Source organism: Novosphingobium sp. 63-713 (assembly GCF_001898925.1).
Classification (GTDB): domain Bacteria; phylum Pseudomonadota; class Alphaproteobacteria; order Sphingomonadales; family Sphingomonadaceae; genus Novosphingobium.
This window is the reverse complement of sequence record NZ_MKVS01000047.1, coordinates 210,163-227,599: the sequence shown is the minus strand read 5'-3', so window position 1 is coordinate 227,599 and position 17,437 is coordinate 210,163. Positions and strand designations below refer to the sequence as shown.

Below are 17,437 nucleotides of genomic sequence, written 5' to 3'. Positions count from 1 at the left end.
GGCGCACGGCTTCTGCGATAAAAGCGCATCATGGCCGTGCTTCCCTTTCGCCCCTCACCCTTTTTTGCCAACAAGAACAAGGCGTTCTGGCGATTGCAGATGCTGGGATGGTCGGGCGCGATGCTGCTGCGCGCCATGTCCAGCCTGGCCAACAACCAGCCGGCCAGCTTTCTGGTGCTGGTGCTGATCGCCACGATCACGGGCTTTTCGATCTCGCTCCTGCTGGCGGTGGTCTATCATCAGTTGATCGGCCAGCGCCCCTTGCTGACATGGGGCGTGACGATGGTGGTGCTGCCTTTTGCGGTGTCGCTCTATGCCTTCATGGATGGCTGGGTGATCGCGCTCTATCGGCCCGACAGCATCGCCAGTTTCGCGCAATTGTTCATCGGCGTGTTTTATCTCGACGCCACGCTGCTGGGCGCCTGGTCGGCGCTCTATTACGCGATCAACTTTTTCCTGCGGATCGAGGAGCAGAATGATCAGCTCCTCCGGCTGGAGAATCAGGCGACCAGCGCGCAACTGGCCATGCTGCGCTATCAGCTCAACCCGCATTTCCTGTTCAACACCTTGAATTCCATCAGCACACTGGTCCTGCTTAAACAGACCGATCAGGCCAATGCGATGCTGACGCGCCTGTCTTCTTTCCTGCGCTATACGCTGATCAACCCGCCGACCGGGCGCGTGACCGTGGCGCAGGAGGTGGAAACGCTCAAACTCTATCTCGATATCGAGCGGATGCGGTTTGAGGAAAGGCTGCGCACCACCTTCCGCATTGACGAGGCCTGCAAGGAAGGGCTGCTGCCCTCGCTGCTGCTGCAGCCTTTGGTCGAAAACGCGATCAAATATGCCGTCAGCCCGCAGGAATCGGGCGCGGAAATCACCATTGCGGCGGGCCTGCTGGGGCAAAATCTGCGTATTACCGTGTCCGACACCGGGCCGGGCATGACCGCGCAAAATGCCGAAAACCGGTCCAGCGGCATCACCTATGACGGGCGCGAACAGGTCTCGACCGGGGTGGGCCTTGCCAATATCCGCGACCGTCTGATGCAGGCCTATGGCCCCAATCACCGTTTCGACATGTACGAGCCGCCCGAGGGCGGATTTGCCGTCACCATCGAAATACCGTTCGAAAAGCGCCAGTCGTCGAGTGCGCCCGCATCGGTCACCCCACGTTCAGCCTTGGCGGTGTGAAGGAAAAGGAGTTACAACGACTCCAGATCCGCAAAATGCGGCAACAGGCAGGATCCCATTGCATGACCATCCGCACTATTCTCGTCGATGACGAAAAGCTGGCCATCCAAGGCCTGCAACTGCGGCTTCAGAAATTTCCCGATGTGGAAATCATCGACACCTGCAACAATGGCCGTGAGGCGATCCGCAAGATCAAGACCGAAAAGCCCGACCTCGTTTTCCTTGACATCCAGATGCCCGGCTTCGACGGCTTTGCCGTGGTCAAGGGTGTGATGGAAATCGAACCGCCGCTCTTCGTTTTCGTCACCGCCTATCAGGAACATGCCGTGCGCGCGTTCGAGGCCAATGCGGTGAACTATCTGATGAAGCCGGTGGACGAGGATCGCCTGGCCGATACGCTCGACCGGGTGCGCCAGCGTCTGGCCGACAAGCGGGCATCCGAAGAGGCCGAGAAGCTGAAAAACGTGCTGGCCGAAGTGGCGCCCGATGCGATGGACGCCATGGAGGATGAACCCGTCGATACCGGCGCAGACCGCTATGAAAAGCTGCTCAACATCAAGGATCGCGGCCAGATCTTCCGCGTCGATGTGGACACGATCGAGCGCATCGAGGCCGCGGGCGATTATATGGTGATCTATACCGCCGACAATTCGATGATCCTGCGCGAAACGATGAAGGATCTGGAACGCCGCCTCGACCCGCGCGTGTTCCAGCGGGTGCATCGCTCGTGGATCGTGAACCTCAATCTGGTGCGGCAGGTGAAGCCCCATACCAATGGCGAGTGTTTCCTCGTGCTGGAATCCGGGGCCGATGTGAAGGTTTCGCGCTCTTACCGGGATGTGGTGGCGCGGTTTGTGCATTGATTGATGGGTTTTAAGGGGTTTTGCCTCCGGCGGGCAAAGGGACTCGGTCCCTTTGCAATCCCGGTAATGGGGTGGCGCTTGGTTGGCCAAGGAGTGCTTGGGGTTGCTGTTTAAGGCCTGCGGCGCGGATAGCGATGCCTTTGCCGTGCCGCAGGCTTTATCCTGAAACGACGCGTCCGATACCCAACGCTGCCCCTATCGCGCAACAAAGACAGTAAAGGGAGCGCGAGGGTCTAGACCCTCGCATCATCCATCTTCTATAGCCCCTTTATGACCTTCACGCACCAAGGCTTCGCACTGACCGGCTTTGATCTGGCCGCCTTCATCCACTCCACCCTCGCCGAGGATCTTGGCGAAGGCTGGCCCGGCGGTGGGCATGATGTGACCAGCGAGAGCGTGATTCCGGCTGCCGCGCGCTTTATCGGCGTGATGGACAGCCGCGATGCAATCACGGTGGCGGGCCTGCCGATTGCGGCGGCGTTTTTCCGCCATCTCGACCCCGATGCCGAAATCGAACTGCTGGTGCAGGACGGCGACCGCGTAGCGCCGGGCACCCATCTGATGCGCATCACCGGCATGGGCCGCGCGCTGCTGACGGCCGAGCGCAGCGCTCTGAACACGGTGCAGCATTTGTCAGGCATCGCCACGATGACGCGGGACTATGTCGACGCGATGGGGAATGCGGGCGCGACCCTGCTCGACACGCGCAAGACGATTCCGGGCCTGCGCGTGCTGGAAAAATACGCGACGCGCATGGGCGGGGCTACCAACCACCGCATGGGCCTGTGGGACGCGGCAATGATCAAGGACAACCATGTCGCCATCGCGGGCGGCGTCGGCCCTGCGGTCGCCCGCGCCAAGGCCGCAGGCATCGCCAACATCATCTGCGAGGTCGACCACCTCGACCAGATCGAACCGGCGCTGGAGGCAGGCGCAACGCATCTGCTGCTCGACAATATGGGGCCCGAGATGCTGGCGCGCGCGGTGGAGCAGGTTTCGGGCCGCGCGCCCTGCGAGGCCAGCGGCGGGGTGCGGCTCGACACGATCGGGGCGATTGCCGCCTCGGGCGTGGATTACGTCTCGGTGGGCCGCCTGACGCAGAGCGCGCCTGCGGCGGACATCGGCCTTGATTTTGAGGAGGTGTGAATGCGTCTGATCCTCACCACGCTTGCCCTTTCGCTGATCCCTGCACAGGCCATGGCGCAGCAATGCGTGGCCGCGCAGGTGGACGCCTTGCCCAAAATCTCGCGCCCCGCCGCCGAGCCGGTCAAGCCACTCGCGAAACACCCGATCAATGTCTACAGCTTCGTGATGAGCTGGACCCCGTCCTATTGCGCGGGCCTCAAGGGGCCGCTGAAGGATCCGGGCGACAAGCTGCAATGCGGTCAGGACAAGCCGCCCTTCGGCCTCGTCGTCCATGGTCTCTGGGGCGAAACGGATGGGACCAACTGGCCGCAATGGTGCGCGACCAAGGCCCCCGCGCCCACTTTGCCGCAATTGCAGAAGCATCTTTGCATCATGCCCTCGGCCGCAACGCAAATGCATGAGTGGAAAAAGCACGGCGCCTGTGGTCCCTGGACCAGCGGCGGCGCCTATTGGCAAAGCGTGGCGCGGCTTTATGCCAAGCTGAAAAAGCCCGACCTCTACAAGCTGGCCAAGGACGGGCGGATGGTGTCGGACGCGGTGGTCCATGCCTTTGTGGACGCCAATCCGATGTTCAAGGACAATGAAAAGGCCATTCAGGTCCAGACCATGCCCGCCGCCGACGGCTCGGGCAAAGTGTGGCTGAAGCAGGTCCATCTGTGCTTTGAACCCAAGGGTATCGAAAAGGGCAGCTTTGTGCCCAAGGCCTGCCCCGCGCCGTCGAGCAGCGAGCTGTTCATCATCCCGACCCTGCGCAAACCCGCTTAACGGCGGGCCGTAAAGAAATCCCGCAGCATCTGCGCCGCCTCATCCTCGCCCATGCCGGAATAGACCTCGGGGCGGTGCAGACAGGTGGGCTGGTCAAAGATCCGTCCGCCATGGGCCACAGCGCCCCCCTTGGGGTCGGCGGCGGCATAATAGAGGCGGGCGATGCGCGCATGGACGATCGCGCCCGCACACATCGCGCAAGGCTCCAGAGAGACCCAAAGATCGCAGCCATCGAGTCGCTCATTGCCCAGCACCCGCGCCGCCTCGCGAATCGCCAGCACCTCGGCATGGGCGGTGGGGTCGCAATACGTGCGCGGCAGATTATGCGCGGATGAAATAATCACGCCATCCTTGACGATGACCGCGCCAATCGGCACTTCTCCGGCACCGGCCGCCGCCCGCGCCTCGTCAAAAGCCCGGCGCATCGGGGCGGGAAGTGGCCATCGCGTCATAAAGACAAGGGCTAGCGCAGCGAAAGGTCCAAGGCAACTTGACCTTTTCCACACGAATCGTTATGCGCGCCCCCTCACCCGCCTTTTATGCGGGTCATCGGATTCTTTCTTAAGCGAGTAGCACCCATGTCCCGTATTTGCGAACTGACTGGCAAAGGCCGCCAGGTCGGCCACAACGTCAGCCACGCCAACAACAAGACCAAGCGCGTGTTCCTGCCCAACCTGCAGAACGTTACGCTTCTGTCGGAAGGTCTTGACCGCAGCTTCAAGTTCCGCGTCTCGACCCACGGCCTCCGCTCGGTGGAACACGTGGGCGGCCTCGACAACTGGCTGCTCAAGAGCTCCGACGACAAGCTAAGCCCGCGCGCCGTCAAGGTGAAGCGCGAGCTGGCCAAGAAGGCCGCTATCGCCGCTTAATCGGCCCGTTGGGTTGATGTGAAAAAAGCCCGGTGGGGGATTCTCCGCCGGGCTTTTTCGTGTCTGGAATTTGAAGGAAGGTTGAAGAAGCGAGGGGTGGTTTTCCAGATGGCCGATTTGTCGAGACAAATCGGTTGGTCCCTCGCGCTCCCATGACTGTCTTTGTCGCGCCAAGGGTTCGGCGTCAGGTATCAGACGCAGCGTTTCAGGAATAAAGCCTGCCGCGCGGTAAAGGCATCACTGTCCGCGCCGCAGGCTTTAACAATCCAGCACGGCGCGGCGATCTGGCCACACCCCCATTACCGGGATTGCAAAGGGACCGAGTCCCTTTGCCCGCCGGAGGCCGCTTAAACCCCCTACTTCCCCGCCTTCAAACTTGCATCCCGCACCCCGCGAAACTCGTCGGTTTTATGCCAATTGGGCCACACCGTCCCATCGGCCAGAATCCGCCCCAGCTTGTAAAAGACCTTCACGTCCTGCGTGATGCCCGACCAGTCCCACGTGTCCGAATATTCGTCCGAAGGCTGGTGATAGCGGTGCTCGACATAGTCCTCGGTGGCGGTAGCACCAGCCTTGGCGCCGCCCACGAACAGGTCCTGCCCGCGCGAGATATCGAACATCGGCACGCCGCGCTTGGCGAGGCTGAAGTGGTCCGAGCGGTAGTAGTGGCCGCGTTCGGAATGGTCCTCGGGGCTTTCATACAACCCTTCCTGCTTGAGCACGGCGCGGAAAATGCCGGTGAGGTCGGATTTGTCGCCGCCCGTCATCGCGTAATTGCGCGCGCGCCCGATGGGCGCCAGCGCGTCCATGTTCACCCCGCCCACGGTTTTGGCCAGCGGATAGAGCGGGTTCTGGCCATAGAATTCGCTGCCCAGCAGGCCCGATTCCTCCAGCGTGAGCGCCACGAAGACCTGACTGCGCCGCGCCGGGCCTGCCTTCACATTGGCCTTAGCCAGCGCCACCAGCGCGCCCACCCCGGTGGCATTGTCGACCGCGCCGTTGCAGATGCCGTCGCCCTTGGCGTCCTTTTCGCAATGCCCCAGGTGATCCCAATGCGCCGAATAAAGCACCACCTCATCGGGCTTCACGCGGCCCTTCTGGATGCCCACGACATTGTGCGATTCGGACCGGCGCAGCGTGCTGTCAAACGAGAGGCTGGCCTTGAGCCCCAGCGGAACGGCCTTGAAGCCCTTTTGCTTGGCCGCTTCGGACAGGGCGGCAAAATCCTTGCCCGCCGCAGCAAAGACCTTCTTCGCCACGCCCATCTGGATCCAGCCATTGGCCTCGGTCTGGTCCATCGCATTGTCGGGCCGCGCTACATAATATTCCGAACCCGACCAGCTCGACTGCACCACATTCCAGCCATAGGCGGCCGGATAGGTATCATGCACGATCAACGCCGCGCGCGCGCCCTGCCGGGCCGCCTCTTCGTATTTATAGGTCCAGCGCCCGTAATAGGTCATGCGGCGGCCCTTGAAGAGGCCCGCCTCGTCCTTGGCGGCATAATCGGGGTCGTTGATGAGGATGACGGCCACCTTGCCGTGCATGTCCACCCCGGCATAATCGTTCCACCCCAATTCGGGCGCGTTGATGCCATAGCCGACAAAGACCAGATCGCTGTCCTTGATCTCGGTATGGGGCACATGGCGGAAACTGGTGGCGACAAAATCGCTGCCCCGCACAAAGCCGATGCCGCCGATGGTCAGCGGGCTGCTCTGCGCCACGGTCATTTCGACGGTGGGCACGGTTTGCAGCCAGCCGCCCTTTTCGCCGCCGGGCTTCAGCCCCGCCGCCTTGAAGCGGGCAATGATCGCGTCCAGCACCTTGGGTTCAACGGCGGTGGAGGGGCCGCGCCCCTCCATATCGTCGGCCGAGAGCGTTTTGACCGTGTCCTTCATCAGCGCCACGTCAATCGGCGGCACCTTGACCACGGGAACCTTGGCAGCAGGGGCGGCGGCCAGCGCGGACGCAGCGGCACCCAGCAGGAGAGCGGCCAGCAAGGGCGAATATTTCATGTCTCGAACCTTCTGATGGGGGAGGGATGAGTTCAGTCGATCAGGCCCTTGGCGCGCAGCATCGGCGTCACCGAAGGATCGCGCCCGGTGAAGCCTTTGTACATGGCCGCATAATCCAGCGACGACCCGCGTGAGAGCACCAGAGCGCGGAAACGCTCGCCATTGGCGCGAGTCAGCCCGCCATGGTGGACGAACCAGTCATAGGCGTCATGATCCAGCATCTGGGTCCACAGATAGGCGTAATAGGCGCTGGCATAGTCATTGGCCCAGATGTGGCGGAAATAGCTGGAGCGATAGCGCGGCGGAACATGGGCGGTGTCCAGCCCCGTGGCGGCCAGCGCCTTGGCCTCGAAGGCATCGACATCCTGACGCGGCGCATCGGCAGGCAGCGCGTGCCAGTCCATATCGAGCATGGCCGCAGCCACCACCTCGCCCAGATCATAGCCCTGATCGATGCGGCGCAGATCTTTCAGCTTTTCCACCATGGCCGGGGGCATCGGCGCGCCGGTCTGATAATGGCGCGCATAATGGGCCAGAACCTTGGGGTCGGTGGCCCAGTTCTCATTGAACTGGCTGGGGAATTCGACGAAATCGCGGGCCGTGTTGGCGCCCGACATACTGGGGTAATACTGGTCTGAGAACAGGCCGTGCAGCGCGTGGCCAAACTCATGGAACATGGTGATCACATCGTCGAAACTGACCAGCAGCGGTTCGCCCGCGCCCGGTTTGGCGAAATTCTCGACATTATAGATGACCGGCTTGGTGCCCATCATCCCAGACTGGCCGACGAAATTGCTCATCCATGCGCCGCCCTGCTTGTTGTCCCGCTTCCACGGGTCCCAATAGAACAGGCCCAGTTCCTTGCCGCCCTTGTCATAGACGGTGTAGGTGCGCACATCCTCCTGATAGACGGGCAGATCGGTGCGGCGTTTGAAGCTGATCCCGTAAAGCTGGTTGGCGGCGTAGAAAACGCCCTCCTCCATCACCTTGTTGATCTCGAAATAGGGCTTGGCCGAGGAAGGATCGAAGGAGAGCTTGGCCTTCAGGCTCTGCCCGGCATATTTCTGCCAGTCCCAGGGTTTGACACTGGTGTCGCCGCCGTCCTTGGCGATCAGCTCGGCCAGTTCCTTGACCTGCCGCTCCTGCGCGGCCTTGAGCGAGGGGGCCAGCTTGGCCATGAAGGCGCGGGCATTGGCGCCGTTCCTGGCCATCTGATCATAGAGCTGATAGTCGGAAAAATTCTTATACCCCAGCAGCTTGGCCTTTTCGGCGCGCAGCTGGGCCATTTCGGCAATCATCGCGCGCGTGTCATGGGCATCGCCGCGCTCGCTGCGGGTCCAGCTCGCCTCGAACAACGCCTTGCGCGTGGCCGGATCGCTCAGGCTTTCCAGTTGCGGCTGCTGCGTCGTGTTCTGCAAGGGCAGCGCATAGGAACCGGCGGGCAGCTTTTTGCCCTCGGCCGCCTTGGCCGCCGCCGCGATCTCGCCCTCGGACAGACCCGCCAGCACCGCCTTGCTGGTCACCACCAGCGCGGCCTCGCGCGTGCCTGCGGTCAATTTCTGTGAAAACTCGGTCGAGAGTGTGGCAAGCCGCTGGTTGATCGCTTTCAGCCGCGTCTTGCCCGCCTCGTCCAACAGCGCGCCGCTATGGGTGAAACCCTCATAGGTGCGGTCGAGCAGGCGGCGCTGGACCGGCGAGAGCTTGAGACTCGCTGCCTTCTCATGCAGCACCTTGACGCGGGCGAAGAGTTTCGCATTGAGCGCCACCTCGTCATTGAGCGCCGCCAGCTTGGGCGAGGTGATGCGGTCCACCTCGTCCAGCGTGTCATTGGTGTTGGCCCCGGTCAGCGCGGAAAACACCTGCAAAACCCGGTCGAGCATCTGGCCCGAACGCTCCATCGCCTCGATCGTGTTGGCAAAGGTGGGGGCGGCGGGATTGGCGGCAATCCTGTCGATCTCGGCCCGGCGCAGGGCGATGCCGCGCTCGATGGCGGGCTGGAAATCACCGTCCTTGATGCGCGAAAAATCGGGCGCATGGAACGGCAAAGGCGAAGGCGCGTCAAACACCGTCTGCGCCCCCGATGCGGCGGGAATCATCGCCAGCGACGCCGCCATGACCATCAAACGATGCTTCATCAAACTGCTCCTTGTTAGCCCAAATTACCGGCCGCGGTTTCCTGCGCCACGATGGCGCGCACGGCGTCGCGTTCCCCCGGCGTCAGATCCGGGTGCCAGATGTCGAAAATCATCACCACGCGCAGGTGGTCGCTGGGGTTCAGCGCCTCATGTTCGATCGTGTCGTCAAACACGAAAGGCTCGCCCTCGCGCCACATCCGCGTTTCGGCCCCCACCCGGAACCAGCAGCCATCGGGCACCACCAGCGGCACATGGCAAAGCAGGCGCGCATTATTGACCCCGACATGGGGCGGGATCGCCGTATGGGGCGCCAGCAAGGAAAACAGCGCATTGGCCGAAGCGCCCGGAATATCGGGCTGGGGCATGCGCGAGAGCAGTTCCATCGTGACCGGACATTGCGCGGCATTCGCCGCCACCACCTCGCCCCGGCGGATCAGGTGGATCGCGGTCCAGTCGGGATTGTGGTTCAAGGGCTGCCACTGGCGCAGCGCCTGATGCTCGGCATATTGGATATAGGGGGCCAGTTCGGCGCGGTCCGAACGCATCACGGCCAGCATCTCGTCGCGGATCGCCCCGGTCGCGGCGGCAAGGTCAGCCAGCCATGGAAAACGCTCGGCCGGGTGATATTCGCGCATGCTCAGACCCGGAAAGAAGAAATGGGTCGGCTCGGAATAATAGGGGCGGGTGTGGCGCAGGGTGTTGCTGCGAAAACGGGCGATGCGCCATGCCTGATCGCCCCCGACGGCCTCGCTGGCCTGTGTGGCCTGCGCCATCTGCGCGGCGCGCTCGGCCCGCCACTGATCGCGCAACCCCTCGCCATGGGCCATCGCGGCCAGCAGCGGGGCCGGCAGATCCCCCTCCGGCCTCTGCGCCAGCGCCTCGTCCCATGCGCGGCCCACGGCCGGATCGCCGATGCTCTCCAGCAATCCGGCGCGCATACACAATGCCATAAAATCAAGCGGCGCCAGCGCCAGCCCCGCCTCCACCGCGCGCAGGGCCCGGTGAGGCTGGCGCAAGGCGCGGCGCAGGCCCGCCAATTGCAGATAGCGCGTCAGGTCCGGCTCGCCTTCCGCCAGTTCCCGTTCCAGTTGCTCCGCCGCCCCGGCCAGATCGCCCGCGCGAACCATGGCCTCGACTGCGCTCATGCCTGATCGCCATAGCCAAAACGTTCGATCCAGCCCGACAGGCGCGCCGCCACCGGGGCCAGATGCGCCTCATACCGCCGCCATCGCCCGGCGGCGCGCTTATAGATCGGCTCGGTCACCTGCGCATAGCTGGCGGTGATGACCGTGCCGCGCGCGCGCGCCGCCTCGCGGTGGTCCACCCCGCCCTCGGGCCATGCCAGCCCCAGCCAGTCGAACAAGGGCCGCAATTCGCGATCCTTGTCCTCGACAAGGCGTTCATAGACCACCTCGCCCACGGGCAGATCCAGCAGCGCGCGCGCCTTTTCCCACTGGCTAAAGGCGGCTTCATAAAGCGCGGCGGCATCGTCCAGATCGAGGAAACTGGCCATCGCATTGTTCAGCCGGAAATTCGTCAACCAGCAGGAGAGCACCACATCGCAAGGGTGGCGCAGGGCCAGAATGAACCGGCTTTCGGGAAACAGGCGGGCGATGGTGGGCGCATGGCGCAGATGCATCGGATGCTTGTCCAGCACGATGCTGTCAGGGCCCAGATCGGCCAGTTCACCGGCGCGGGCGAAATAGAGCGCGCGGGCCTCCTCGATCTGCGCCGCGCTCAAACCCGGCAGGGCGGCGATCCCCCCCAGTTGCGCCTCGATCTCGGCAATGATCGGCGCCTCCTCCAGCACGCGCACGCGCGGCTCGGCCATCAGCATCGTGTCGAGCAGGGTCGTGCCCGAGCGGGGAAAGCCCAGCAGGAAGATCGGCGCGGGGCGTGTGGACGTGGGCGCAAATGCACTCCATCCCGCCCGCCAAGCCGGGGTCAGCAAGGCCGCGCCCTCGTCAATCTCCGCGCGATAGCGCGCCCCGCGCCCGCGCGGATCGGTGGGATCAGCGGCAAATTCGGCATTCATCGCGGCAAAGGCGGCAAAGGCCTCGTCATAGCGCCCCAGCCGGTCGAGCAGCACCCCGCGCAGGTGATACCGCTGCGCCGCCGTCACCGTTTCCTCGCCCGCCGCCTCCAGCGCGGCCAGCGCCTCGTCATAGCGATGGGCGCGCTTGTGGCGCAGCGCGTCGATGAAGGAGAGCGAGGCGGGATCGACATGGGCCGCAGCCTCCGCGCGCAAAGGCTCGATCTCCTCCTCGCGGTTCACCCGCTCCAGCAGGCTGGCCAATCCGACCCATGCCTGCGCAATCGAAGGGTCGATCGCCAAAGCCTTGCGCAAGGGGGCCTCCACCTCGTCGAACAGGCCCATCATCGCGGCATGCTGGCCAAAATCGGCCTGAATCTGGGCATCATCGGGGGCCAGACGGGCGGCGGCGGCAATCGAGCGATGCGCCCCATCGGCATCCCCCGCCCCGCGCAGCACATCAAACATCGCGTAATGGGGCGCGGCCTCCTGCGGAAATTCGCGGACCAGCGCGCGCAGCAAGGCCTCGCCTTCCTCGCTCCTCCCCGCATCGATCAGGGTCTTGCCAAGGTTGAGCCGCACCGGCGCGGAATCAGGCACCAGTTCAACCGCGCGGCGCAGCGCCGCGATCGCCCCATCCCAATCGCCCAGCGCGCAAAGCGCATTGCCCAGATTGTTCCACCCCGACCAATCCTGTGGATCGCCCGCCAGGGCGATGCGGTAAAGCGCCGCGGCGCGGGCGAAATCCTCGGCCTCCTGCGCCAGATGGCCGCCGATCCGCGCAAGGCGCAAAGACCGGTCCGCCCGCGCCGCATCCTCTTCGCACAGCGCCAGCGCCGCATCCCCAGCCCCGGTGCGATAGAGCGCCTCGGCCAGATTGGCGCGCACCGTATTGTCGGCAGGCTGGGCGCTGTGGGCAAAGCGCAGATGGGGGATGGCATCGGCAAATTGCCCGCGATGAAACTCCACCGCCCCGGCCAGCGCGGCAAACACCGGCCCGCCCGCCCCGCGCGCGGCGGCGCGGCGCACGGCAACCGAGGCATCGTCCATTCGCCCGGCCCGCGCAAGGCCGACAATCTGACGGATCGTCTCCTGCTCGTCGGCCTGTGTCATCCCGCCGGCATCAAGGCTCACGAAAATTCCCCTTCTATCATAAGCAAACGGCGGCCTCTCCCGAAGGAGAAGCCGCCGCTGCCGATCACGTTAGCGCCAGAGGATCAGAAATTGACCGTCGCGCCAACGAACAGATAGCGACCCAGCGAGTCATACACGCCCGGATAGGTATTGCCATTGCAATAGACCGAGGCGCAAGCGCTGGCCACGCCCGTCCCGCCCGAGGAAACCAGCGGCGGATCCTTGTCGAACAGGTTGTTGACGCCCGCGCGAACCGACAGGTTCTTGGTGACCTTGCCGGTCAGGAACAGGTCGATGTAATTCATCGCGGGCAGCTTGTTGTTATACAGGCTGTAGGTCGAATTCGACAGCGTGGCCGAGGGGTTCATGTATTCCACGTTGACCGAACCGACATAGCGCCAGGTCAGCGACACATCGATGTTCTTGGGGGTCGACCAGGTGATGCGGGCCTTGTGGCGCCAGTTGGGCGCCGGAACGCCACAGGTGGGGCCATAATAACCAGCGCAGTCATAGGCAGGCGACAGGCCGTTGTAGGTCGACTTCTCGCTCAGCGCGGTGCCGGTCAGGCTGCCGCTGATCTTGCCCCAGGCCCCAATGTTCTTGGAATAGCTGGCGTTGACTTCAAAGCCGGCGGTCTTGACCCAGCCCACGTTGTTATCAAGATCGATGACATAGCCGTCCGAGGACAGCCACAGCGAACCGGCCGCATTGCGCTTGACCAGACCGCAGGCCAGCGCGCTGCCCGAGTTGCACGCACCCAGGATCGCGTCGGCGCCATAGGCCTGAATGGCCTGATTGATCTTGATGTCGAAATAGTCGACGCTCAGCGACAGACCCGGAACCATATGCGGGGTAAGCACCACGCCGACAGTCTTGGTGGTGGCCTTTTCCGGCCGCAGATTGGCATTGCCGCCCAGATAACCGTTGTACTGAGCCGCCGGATTCGGCGTCACATACTGGCCCACGCGCAGGCCCTGCGCCAGACAGCCCGTGTCGGCGGCCGTGATCGTCTTGCCCGAGCAGGGGTCCGACGAACCATCGAGGCCGACATAGTTGGCGCGGAACAGTTCCTGAATGTTGGGCGCACGAACGGCCCGGTTGAGGCTGGCGCGGATGCGGATGTCCTCGATCGGGGTAAAGTCCAGTTCCAGCTTGTAGGTGCCGGTCTTGTAACCCTTGCCGTTGTTGATCGCGTAATCCGAATAACGGAAACCGCCATTGAAGGTCAGCATCCGGTCAATCACCGGCACCGCGATTTCGCCAAGGAATTCGGTGACGTGATAGCCGCCGTTGATCGGCAGGGTGGGTGCGCCCTGACCCGTGAGATCGCCGGTCTGGAACGAGGTGTCGGTGTTGAGCGCCAGCTTTTCGGTGCGGCGTTCGATACCCAGCGCGATGTTCACGCCATCGCTGGCCAACGGCGATTTCAGGCCATAGGTGCCAAGGTCACCCGTGATCGTGCCCGAGATCACGGTCTGGCTGGTATAGCCGTTCTGGAAACCCGTGGCGCTCAGGTAAGAGAGCGCAGCGGCCGACGGTGTACCCGACCAGATGTTATAGGGAACGCAGCCCGAGCTGGGATAGGTGAGCGAAATGCGGCACACCGGCGTACCGGCCGGGCCGGTCACGACATCGAGCGCATAACCCAGACGCTGAGCCGAAAATTCGTTCGAATAGATCTGGTTGTAGTTGGTGCGCCCATACTGGAAATAGGCATCATAGGCCCAGCCATGGCCCAGATCGCCCTTAGAGCCGATCACCGTGCGGAACGAAGTGTGCTGGAGATCGCTGATGCGGGCCCCGCCTTCGACGTTGCGGCGCAGCAGCTGGAAATAGGCCGTATTGGCGTTGGCCGCCGGCGTCACCTGCGACTGGGTGGTCGGGTTGAACGTGGCGTAGATGGCCGGAACAACCGGATAGTTGCCCAGATAGCCCATGACCATGTTGGCGGGGGTGCAAATGTTCGACCTCTGCTGCGCGCTCATCAGCGGGTTGTCGCAGTTGATCGTCTGCGTGTTGCCAAAGTCGCCCGAGGGAGCGATCTGGGCCACCGTGTGATCGTCCATGAACATGAATTCAAGATAGGGCTTCAAAGCCGAATTGATTTCATAATCGGCGAACAGACCGGCGGTGTAACGCTGATCGGGGCGCTGGAAGTAGTTGAGCGGTGCAAAGTTGTAGCGGGTCAGCGCGCCCGGCGTGAACGTGCCGTTGCCCAGCGTGCCCACGGTCGAGGACGAACCGCTGCCGGGCGTGAAGTAGAAGGCGTTGCCATTGGCCGAGGTGGCCGAGCCGCCGCACTGAAGACCCGAACGGTTGTTCGTGCGGTTCTGGATCGTGCACTTGGAGAAATCGCGCGAGGACTGGAGCAGCGCATTGGCGCGGCGATAGCCGAAATAGGCCATCACATGGCCGGCGCCATCGGCAAACTTGGTGCCGTAGGAAATCGTGGCATCCACGCTGTTGCCGCCCCAGGTGTTGCCCGTGGGATAGTCATAGCCCGAAATGCCCGCCGCCGTGCGCGCGTTCAGCAGGCCCTGCACCATGGTCGAGCCATTATTGTGCTGATACAGGCCGTCGTTGAGATCGATGCGCAGGCCGTTGAGGTCCTTGTCCATGACAAAGTTGACCACGCCCGCCACAGCGTCCGCGCCATAGGTGGCCGATGCGCCGCCGGTCAGCACGTCGACGCGCTTGATCAGCGAGGCCGGGATGAAGTTAAGGTCGGCAGCCGAGCTGCTGGTCGGGCTGGGATCGCCCGCCATCAGGCGGCGGCCGTTGATCAGCACCAGTGTGCGCTTGGGACCAAGACCGCGAAGGTCGACTTCGGCCGTGCCGCTCGCGCCATTGGCCAGCGTCGAGGATTGCGCGGCAAACACCTGCGGGAGCTGGTTGAGGATGTCTTCGGTGCGGGTCGTGCCCGCCACCTTGAGATCCATCGCCGAGACCGTGGTGATCGGAGCGGCCGACTTCAGGTTCGGGTTGACGATGCGCGTACCCGTCACCACGATCGTGGCCGAAGTGTCGACCGGTGCGGCCGGGGCGGGCGGCGGACCATCGACGATGGAGGCCTGTTGGGCATAGGCGGGACCGGCGAGCATGGCGATGCTCATCACCAGCGGCGCGGCGCCATGCCTCAGTGCGTTTGCAAGGTTCGTTTTCATGTTCACCCCTTTGTTGCGCGCGAGGCGCGAGACCAGCCGCCAAGGGTTGGCCCGGACAAAGCTCCGTTCGGTCGGCAAGCGGTTCTGGGCAGACTTCCTGATGCCCCGGAAGTTTGTTTGGCGCGCCTCCGCACGGTGACAGAGCAATGCCGATGTCTTGCCGCCGAGGCGGGCCTTGGTAAAGGAGCTGACATGGCTGTTAGTAAAATATTGCGCGAATGTTGCAATTCAGTCACATTTGTTGCAACGAAGCAGCAGGTCATGGATGCGATAGTTATAAACTATTGAAATAATATAACATTCAATTCGTGATTTATAACCATTTTTGCATGCTTAGAGTCCAAATCGCGAAATATAGCTGCAAAACGGGCCGTCACGCGTGGGCCTGAAAAGTGAATGTTTCAGCGCCGCGCCAATGAAGGCCGAGCGCCAGCTCCCTCGCCCGAAAAGGGCAAGGAAAATTATTCTTTATCAGATAATTAAATGCCAAATGCAGCAGAAAGGCAACGCACTCTCCCGCCACCCCGCCCCACTGGAAAAGAGGCGCGCCGATCCGCGATCAGGCGTTAAGGTCCGCATAATGGCTGGGCGGCTGGATCACTTCCATCCGCTCGGCCAGCAGGGGGCGGAAGCTGGGGCGGCTTTTGAACACCGAATACCATGTGCGGGCCTGCTCATGCCCGCTCCAGTCCAGCCCGCCCAGATAGTCGCAGACCGAAATCTGCGCCGCCGCCGCCAGATCGGCCAACGAAAGCGTCGCCCCGCCCAGCCATGGCCGCGTATCGACCAGATAGTCGATGTAATAGAGGTGATCGTGGGCCAGTCGCATCGCCTCGCGCAGCACGCGGGAATCGGGCGACTGGCGCAGCACCAGCCGCTTCATCATCCGTTCCTGCAACAAGGGTCCGGTGACATCGGCAAAGAATTTCTCGTCAAACATCGCGACAAGGCGGCGGATTTCCGCCCGCGCCGCCGCCGTGCCGATAATCAGCGGGCTGCGCTCGACGGTTTCCTCCAGATATTCGCAGATCGCCCGGCTGTCGGCCAGCGCCAGCCCCTTTTCCGGGTCCTGAAGCACAGGCGTGCGCCCGGCCGGGTTCAGGTTCAGGAACTCGTCGCGCATGTCCCACGGGTTTTCGCGCCACAGCTCATAGGCAATCCCCTTCTCGCCCATGACGAGACGGACCTTGCGGGAGAAAGGACAGAGCGGAAATTGATAAAGGCGCCACATGACCCATTCCCTTGCCCCAAGCGGTGGGGCCAGAGCAAGGGATCAGGCGCGCGATTAAAGGATTTTGACCCGGATAAGCCTGCAGCCTATCGCGAAGTGACGCAAATCACACTGTCGTGGCGCGCCAGGACCCACAGCGAGAGCCCAGCCTCGCGCGCGCGCGCCACCGCCAGCGAGGTCGGCAGCGAGATTGTCACCAGAGTCGTGACCCCGGCCTTGACCGCCTTTTCGACGATCTCATACGAACAGCGCGCGGTGGAAAACAGGAAACCTTCGGCCCGCGAGACCCCGGCCCGCGCCATGGCGCCCACCAGCTTATCCACCGCATTGTGCCGCCCGACATCCTCGCGGCAGGCTAAAATCGCACCATCAGGCGCGCAGAAGGCGGCGGCATGGGCCGCCGATGTCGCCCGGCCCAGGGTCTGATGCTCGCGCAATTCCTCGCCCGCCTCAAATATGGCTTCGGGAGTGATCGCACCGTGGGGCGCCACCTGGGGCAAGGGCCGCGCCAGCACCTCCAGATTCTCCATCCCGCACAGGCCGCAAGAGCTTTCCGCCACCCGCGCCCGCACGCGCTCGGACAGTTTGGCCGCGTCCAGCCCGTCGATCTGCGCCCGCAGGATCCAGCCGATATCGAGATGCGCCAGGCCGATCTCGCCCATCTGGGCCGCGTCCGAAATCAGCCCCTCGGCCATGGCAAAGCCGGTGGCGTAATCCATCAGATCGGAAGGGGTGGCCATCATCACCGCATAGGCAAGGCCGTTGAATTCCAGAGCCACCGGCGCCTCGGGCACCCACAGGCGCCCGGCATAGGCCACCGATCCGTCGCGCCCGTACACTTTCCCCCCGCTGTCGAGCGAAAAGGGCAAAGGTTCGGGCGCGGGGATCATGT

At 63.4% G+C, this 17,437-nt stretch carries 13 protein-coding genes; 5 read left to right on the top strand and 8 right to left on the bottom strand.

Annotated elements, in window-relative coordinates:
• The first annotated feature begins 30 nt into the window (after nucleotides 1-30).
• The 4 genes from BGP00_RS19540 to BGP00_RS19525 all read left to right on the top strand — a co-directional run bounded on the left by BGP00_RS19540 (nucleotide 31) and on the right by BGP00_RS19525 (nucleotide 3,965).
• Nucleotides 31-1,191 (top strand): histidine kinase, encoded by a 1,161-nt coding sequence (locus tag BGP00_RS19540; protein ID WP_168603316.1) that lies wholly within the window; start codon nucleotides 31-33, stop codon nucleotides 1,189-1,191.
• A gap of 62 nt (nucleotides 1,192-1,253) precedes the next feature.
• Nucleotides 1,254-2,054 carry a LytTR family DNA-binding domain-containing protein gene (locus BGP00_RS19535; RefSeq protein WP_168603315.1) on the top strand — a complete coding sequence of 267 codons (801 nt, stop codon included), beginning with the start codon at nucleotides 1,254-1,256 and terminating at the stop codon, nucleotides 2,052-2,054.
• 270 nt (nucleotides 2,055-2,324) lie between these two features.
• Nucleotides 2,325-3,200: a carboxylating nicotinate-nucleotide diphosphorylase gene (nadC, locus tag BGP00_RS19530; protein ID WP_292688314.1), complete on the top strand. Its 876-nt coding sequence runs from the start codon at nucleotides 2,325-2,327 to the stop codon at nucleotides 3,198-3,200.
• Nucleotides 3,201-3,965 (top strand): hypothetical protein, encoded by a 765-nt coding sequence (locus BGP00_RS19525; protein ID WP_292688312.1) that lies wholly within the window; start codon nucleotides 3,201-3,203, stop codon nucleotides 3,963-3,965.
• On the opposite strand, the gene BGP00_RS19520 is transcribed toward BGP00_RS19525, so the two are convergent.
• Nucleotides 3,962-4,417: a nucleoside deaminase gene (locus tag BGP00_RS19520; protein ID WP_292688310.1), complete on the bottom strand. Its 456-nt coding sequence runs from the start codon at nucleotides 4,415-4,417 to the stop codon at nucleotides 3,962-3,964. The genes BGP00_RS19525 and BGP00_RS19520 overlap by 4 nt on opposite strands.
• Before the next feature lie 126 nt (nucleotides 4,418-4,543).
• Between BGP00_RS19520 and rpmB the strand changes: the two genes are divergently transcribed.
• Complete coding sequence (gene rpmB / locus BGP00_RS19515; RefSeq protein ID WP_292688308.1) at nucleotides 4,544-4,834, top strand: 50S ribosomal protein L28; 291 nt, start codon at nucleotides 4,544-4,546, stop codon at nucleotides 4,832-4,834.
• A 356-nt stretch (nucleotides 4,835-5,190) separates the two neighbouring features.
• Here the strand turns inward: rpmB and BGP00_RS19510 are convergent, their stop codons facing one another.
• The 7 genes from BGP00_RS19510 to fdhD form a co-directional block, all read right to left on the bottom strand.
• Nucleotides 5,191-6,849 (bottom strand): M28 family metallopeptidase, encoded by a 1,659-nt coding sequence (locus BGP00_RS19510; protein ID WP_292688306.1) that lies wholly within the window; start codon nucleotides 6,847-6,849, stop codon nucleotides 5,191-5,193.
• 32 nt (nucleotides 6,850-6,881) lie between these two features.
• A complete protein-coding gene (locus BGP00_RS19505) occupies nucleotides 6,882-8,984 on the bottom strand; it encodes a M3 family metallopeptidase (RefSeq protein ID WP_292688305.1) in 2,103 nt (700 codons plus the stop codon).
• Between the two features lie 14 nt (nucleotides 8,985-8,998).
• A complete protein-coding gene (locus BGP00_RS19500; RefSeq protein ID WP_292688303.1) occupies nucleotides 8,999-10,129 on the bottom strand; it encodes an aspartyl/asparaginyl beta-hydroxylase domain-containing protein in 1,131 nt (376 codons plus the stop codon).
• A complete protein-coding gene (locus BGP00_RS19495) occupies nucleotides 10,126-12,150 on the bottom strand; it encodes a tetratricopeptide repeat-containing sulfotransferase family protein (RefSeq protein ID WP_292688301.1) in 2,025 nt (674 codons plus the stop codon). The genes BGP00_RS19500 and BGP00_RS19495 overlap by 4 nt, the downstream gene beginning before the upstream one ends.
• Before the next feature lie 83 nt (nucleotides 12,151-12,233).
• Nucleotides 12,234-15,314, bottom strand: a complete 3,081-nt coding sequence (locus BGP00_RS19490; protein ID WP_168603307.1) for a TonB-dependent receptor — start codon at nucleotides 15,312-15,314, stop codon at nucleotides 12,234-12,236.
• A 559-nt stretch (nucleotides 15,315-15,873) separates the two neighbouring features.
• Nucleotides 15,874-16,545 carry a glutathione S-transferase family protein gene (locus tag BGP00_RS19485; protein ID WP_168603306.1) on the bottom strand — a complete coding sequence of 224 codons (672 nt, stop codon included), beginning with the start codon at nucleotides 16,543-16,545 and terminating at the stop codon, nucleotides 15,874-15,876.
• 86 nt (nucleotides 16,546-16,631) lie between these two features.
• On the bottom strand, nucleotides 16,632-17,435 hold the full coding sequence (gene fdhD, locus BGP00_RS19480) for a formate dehydrogenase accessory sulfurtransferase FdhD (protein ID WP_292688298.1): 804 nt from the start codon (nucleotides 17,433-17,435) through the stop codon (nucleotides 16,632-16,634).
• Nucleotides 17,436-17,437 lie beyond the last annotated feature (2 nt).

Bases quoted from the DNA above. Each gene is read 5' to 3' on its own strand.
- BGP00_RS19540 (WP_168603316.1), top strand. From the start codon at position 31: ATGGCCGTGCTTCCCTTTCGCCCCTCACCCTTTTTTGCCAACAAGAAC.
- BGP00_RS19535 (WP_168603315.1), top strand. From the start codon at position 1,254: ATGACCATCCGCACTATTCTCGTCGATGACGAAAAGCTGGCCATCCAA.
- nadC (WP_292688314.1), top strand. From the start codon at position 2,325: ATGACCTTCACGCACCAAGGCTTCGCACTGACCGGCTTTGATCTGGCC.
- BGP00_RS19525 (WP_292688312.1), top strand. From the start codon at position 3,201: ATGCGTCTGATCCTCACCACGCTTGCCCTTTCGCTGATCCCTGCACAG.
- BGP00_RS19520 (WP_292688310.1), bottom strand. From the start codon at position 4,417: ATGACGCGATGGCCACTTCCCGCCCCGATGCGCCGGGCTTTTGACGAG.
- rpmB (WP_292688308.1), top strand. From the start codon at position 4,544: ATGTCCCGTATTTGCGAACTGACTGGCAAAGGCCGCCAGGTCGGCCAC.
- BGP00_RS19510 (WP_292688306.1), bottom strand. From the start codon at position 6,849: ATGAAATATTCGCCCTTGCTGGCCGCTCTCCTGCTGGGTGCCGCTGCG.
- BGP00_RS19505 (WP_292688305.1), bottom strand. From the start codon at position 8,984: ATGAAGCATCGTTTGATGGTCATGGCGGCGTCGCTGGCGATGATTCCC.
- BGP00_RS19500 (WP_292688303.1), bottom strand. From the start codon at position 10,129: ATGAGCGCAGTCGAGGCCATGGTTCGCGCGGGCGATCTGGCCGGGGCG.
- BGP00_RS19490 (WP_168603307.1), bottom strand. From the start codon at position 15,314: ATGAAAACGAACCTTGCAAACGCACTGAGGCATGGCGCCGCGCCGCTG.
- BGP00_RS19485 (WP_168603306.1), bottom strand. From the start codon at position 16,545: ATGTGGCGCCTTTATCAATTTCCGCTCTGTCCTTTCTCCCGCAAGGTC.
- fdhD (WP_292688298.1), bottom strand. From the start codon at position 17,435: ATGATCCCCGCGCCCGAACCTTTGCCCTTTTCGCTCGACAGCGGGGGG.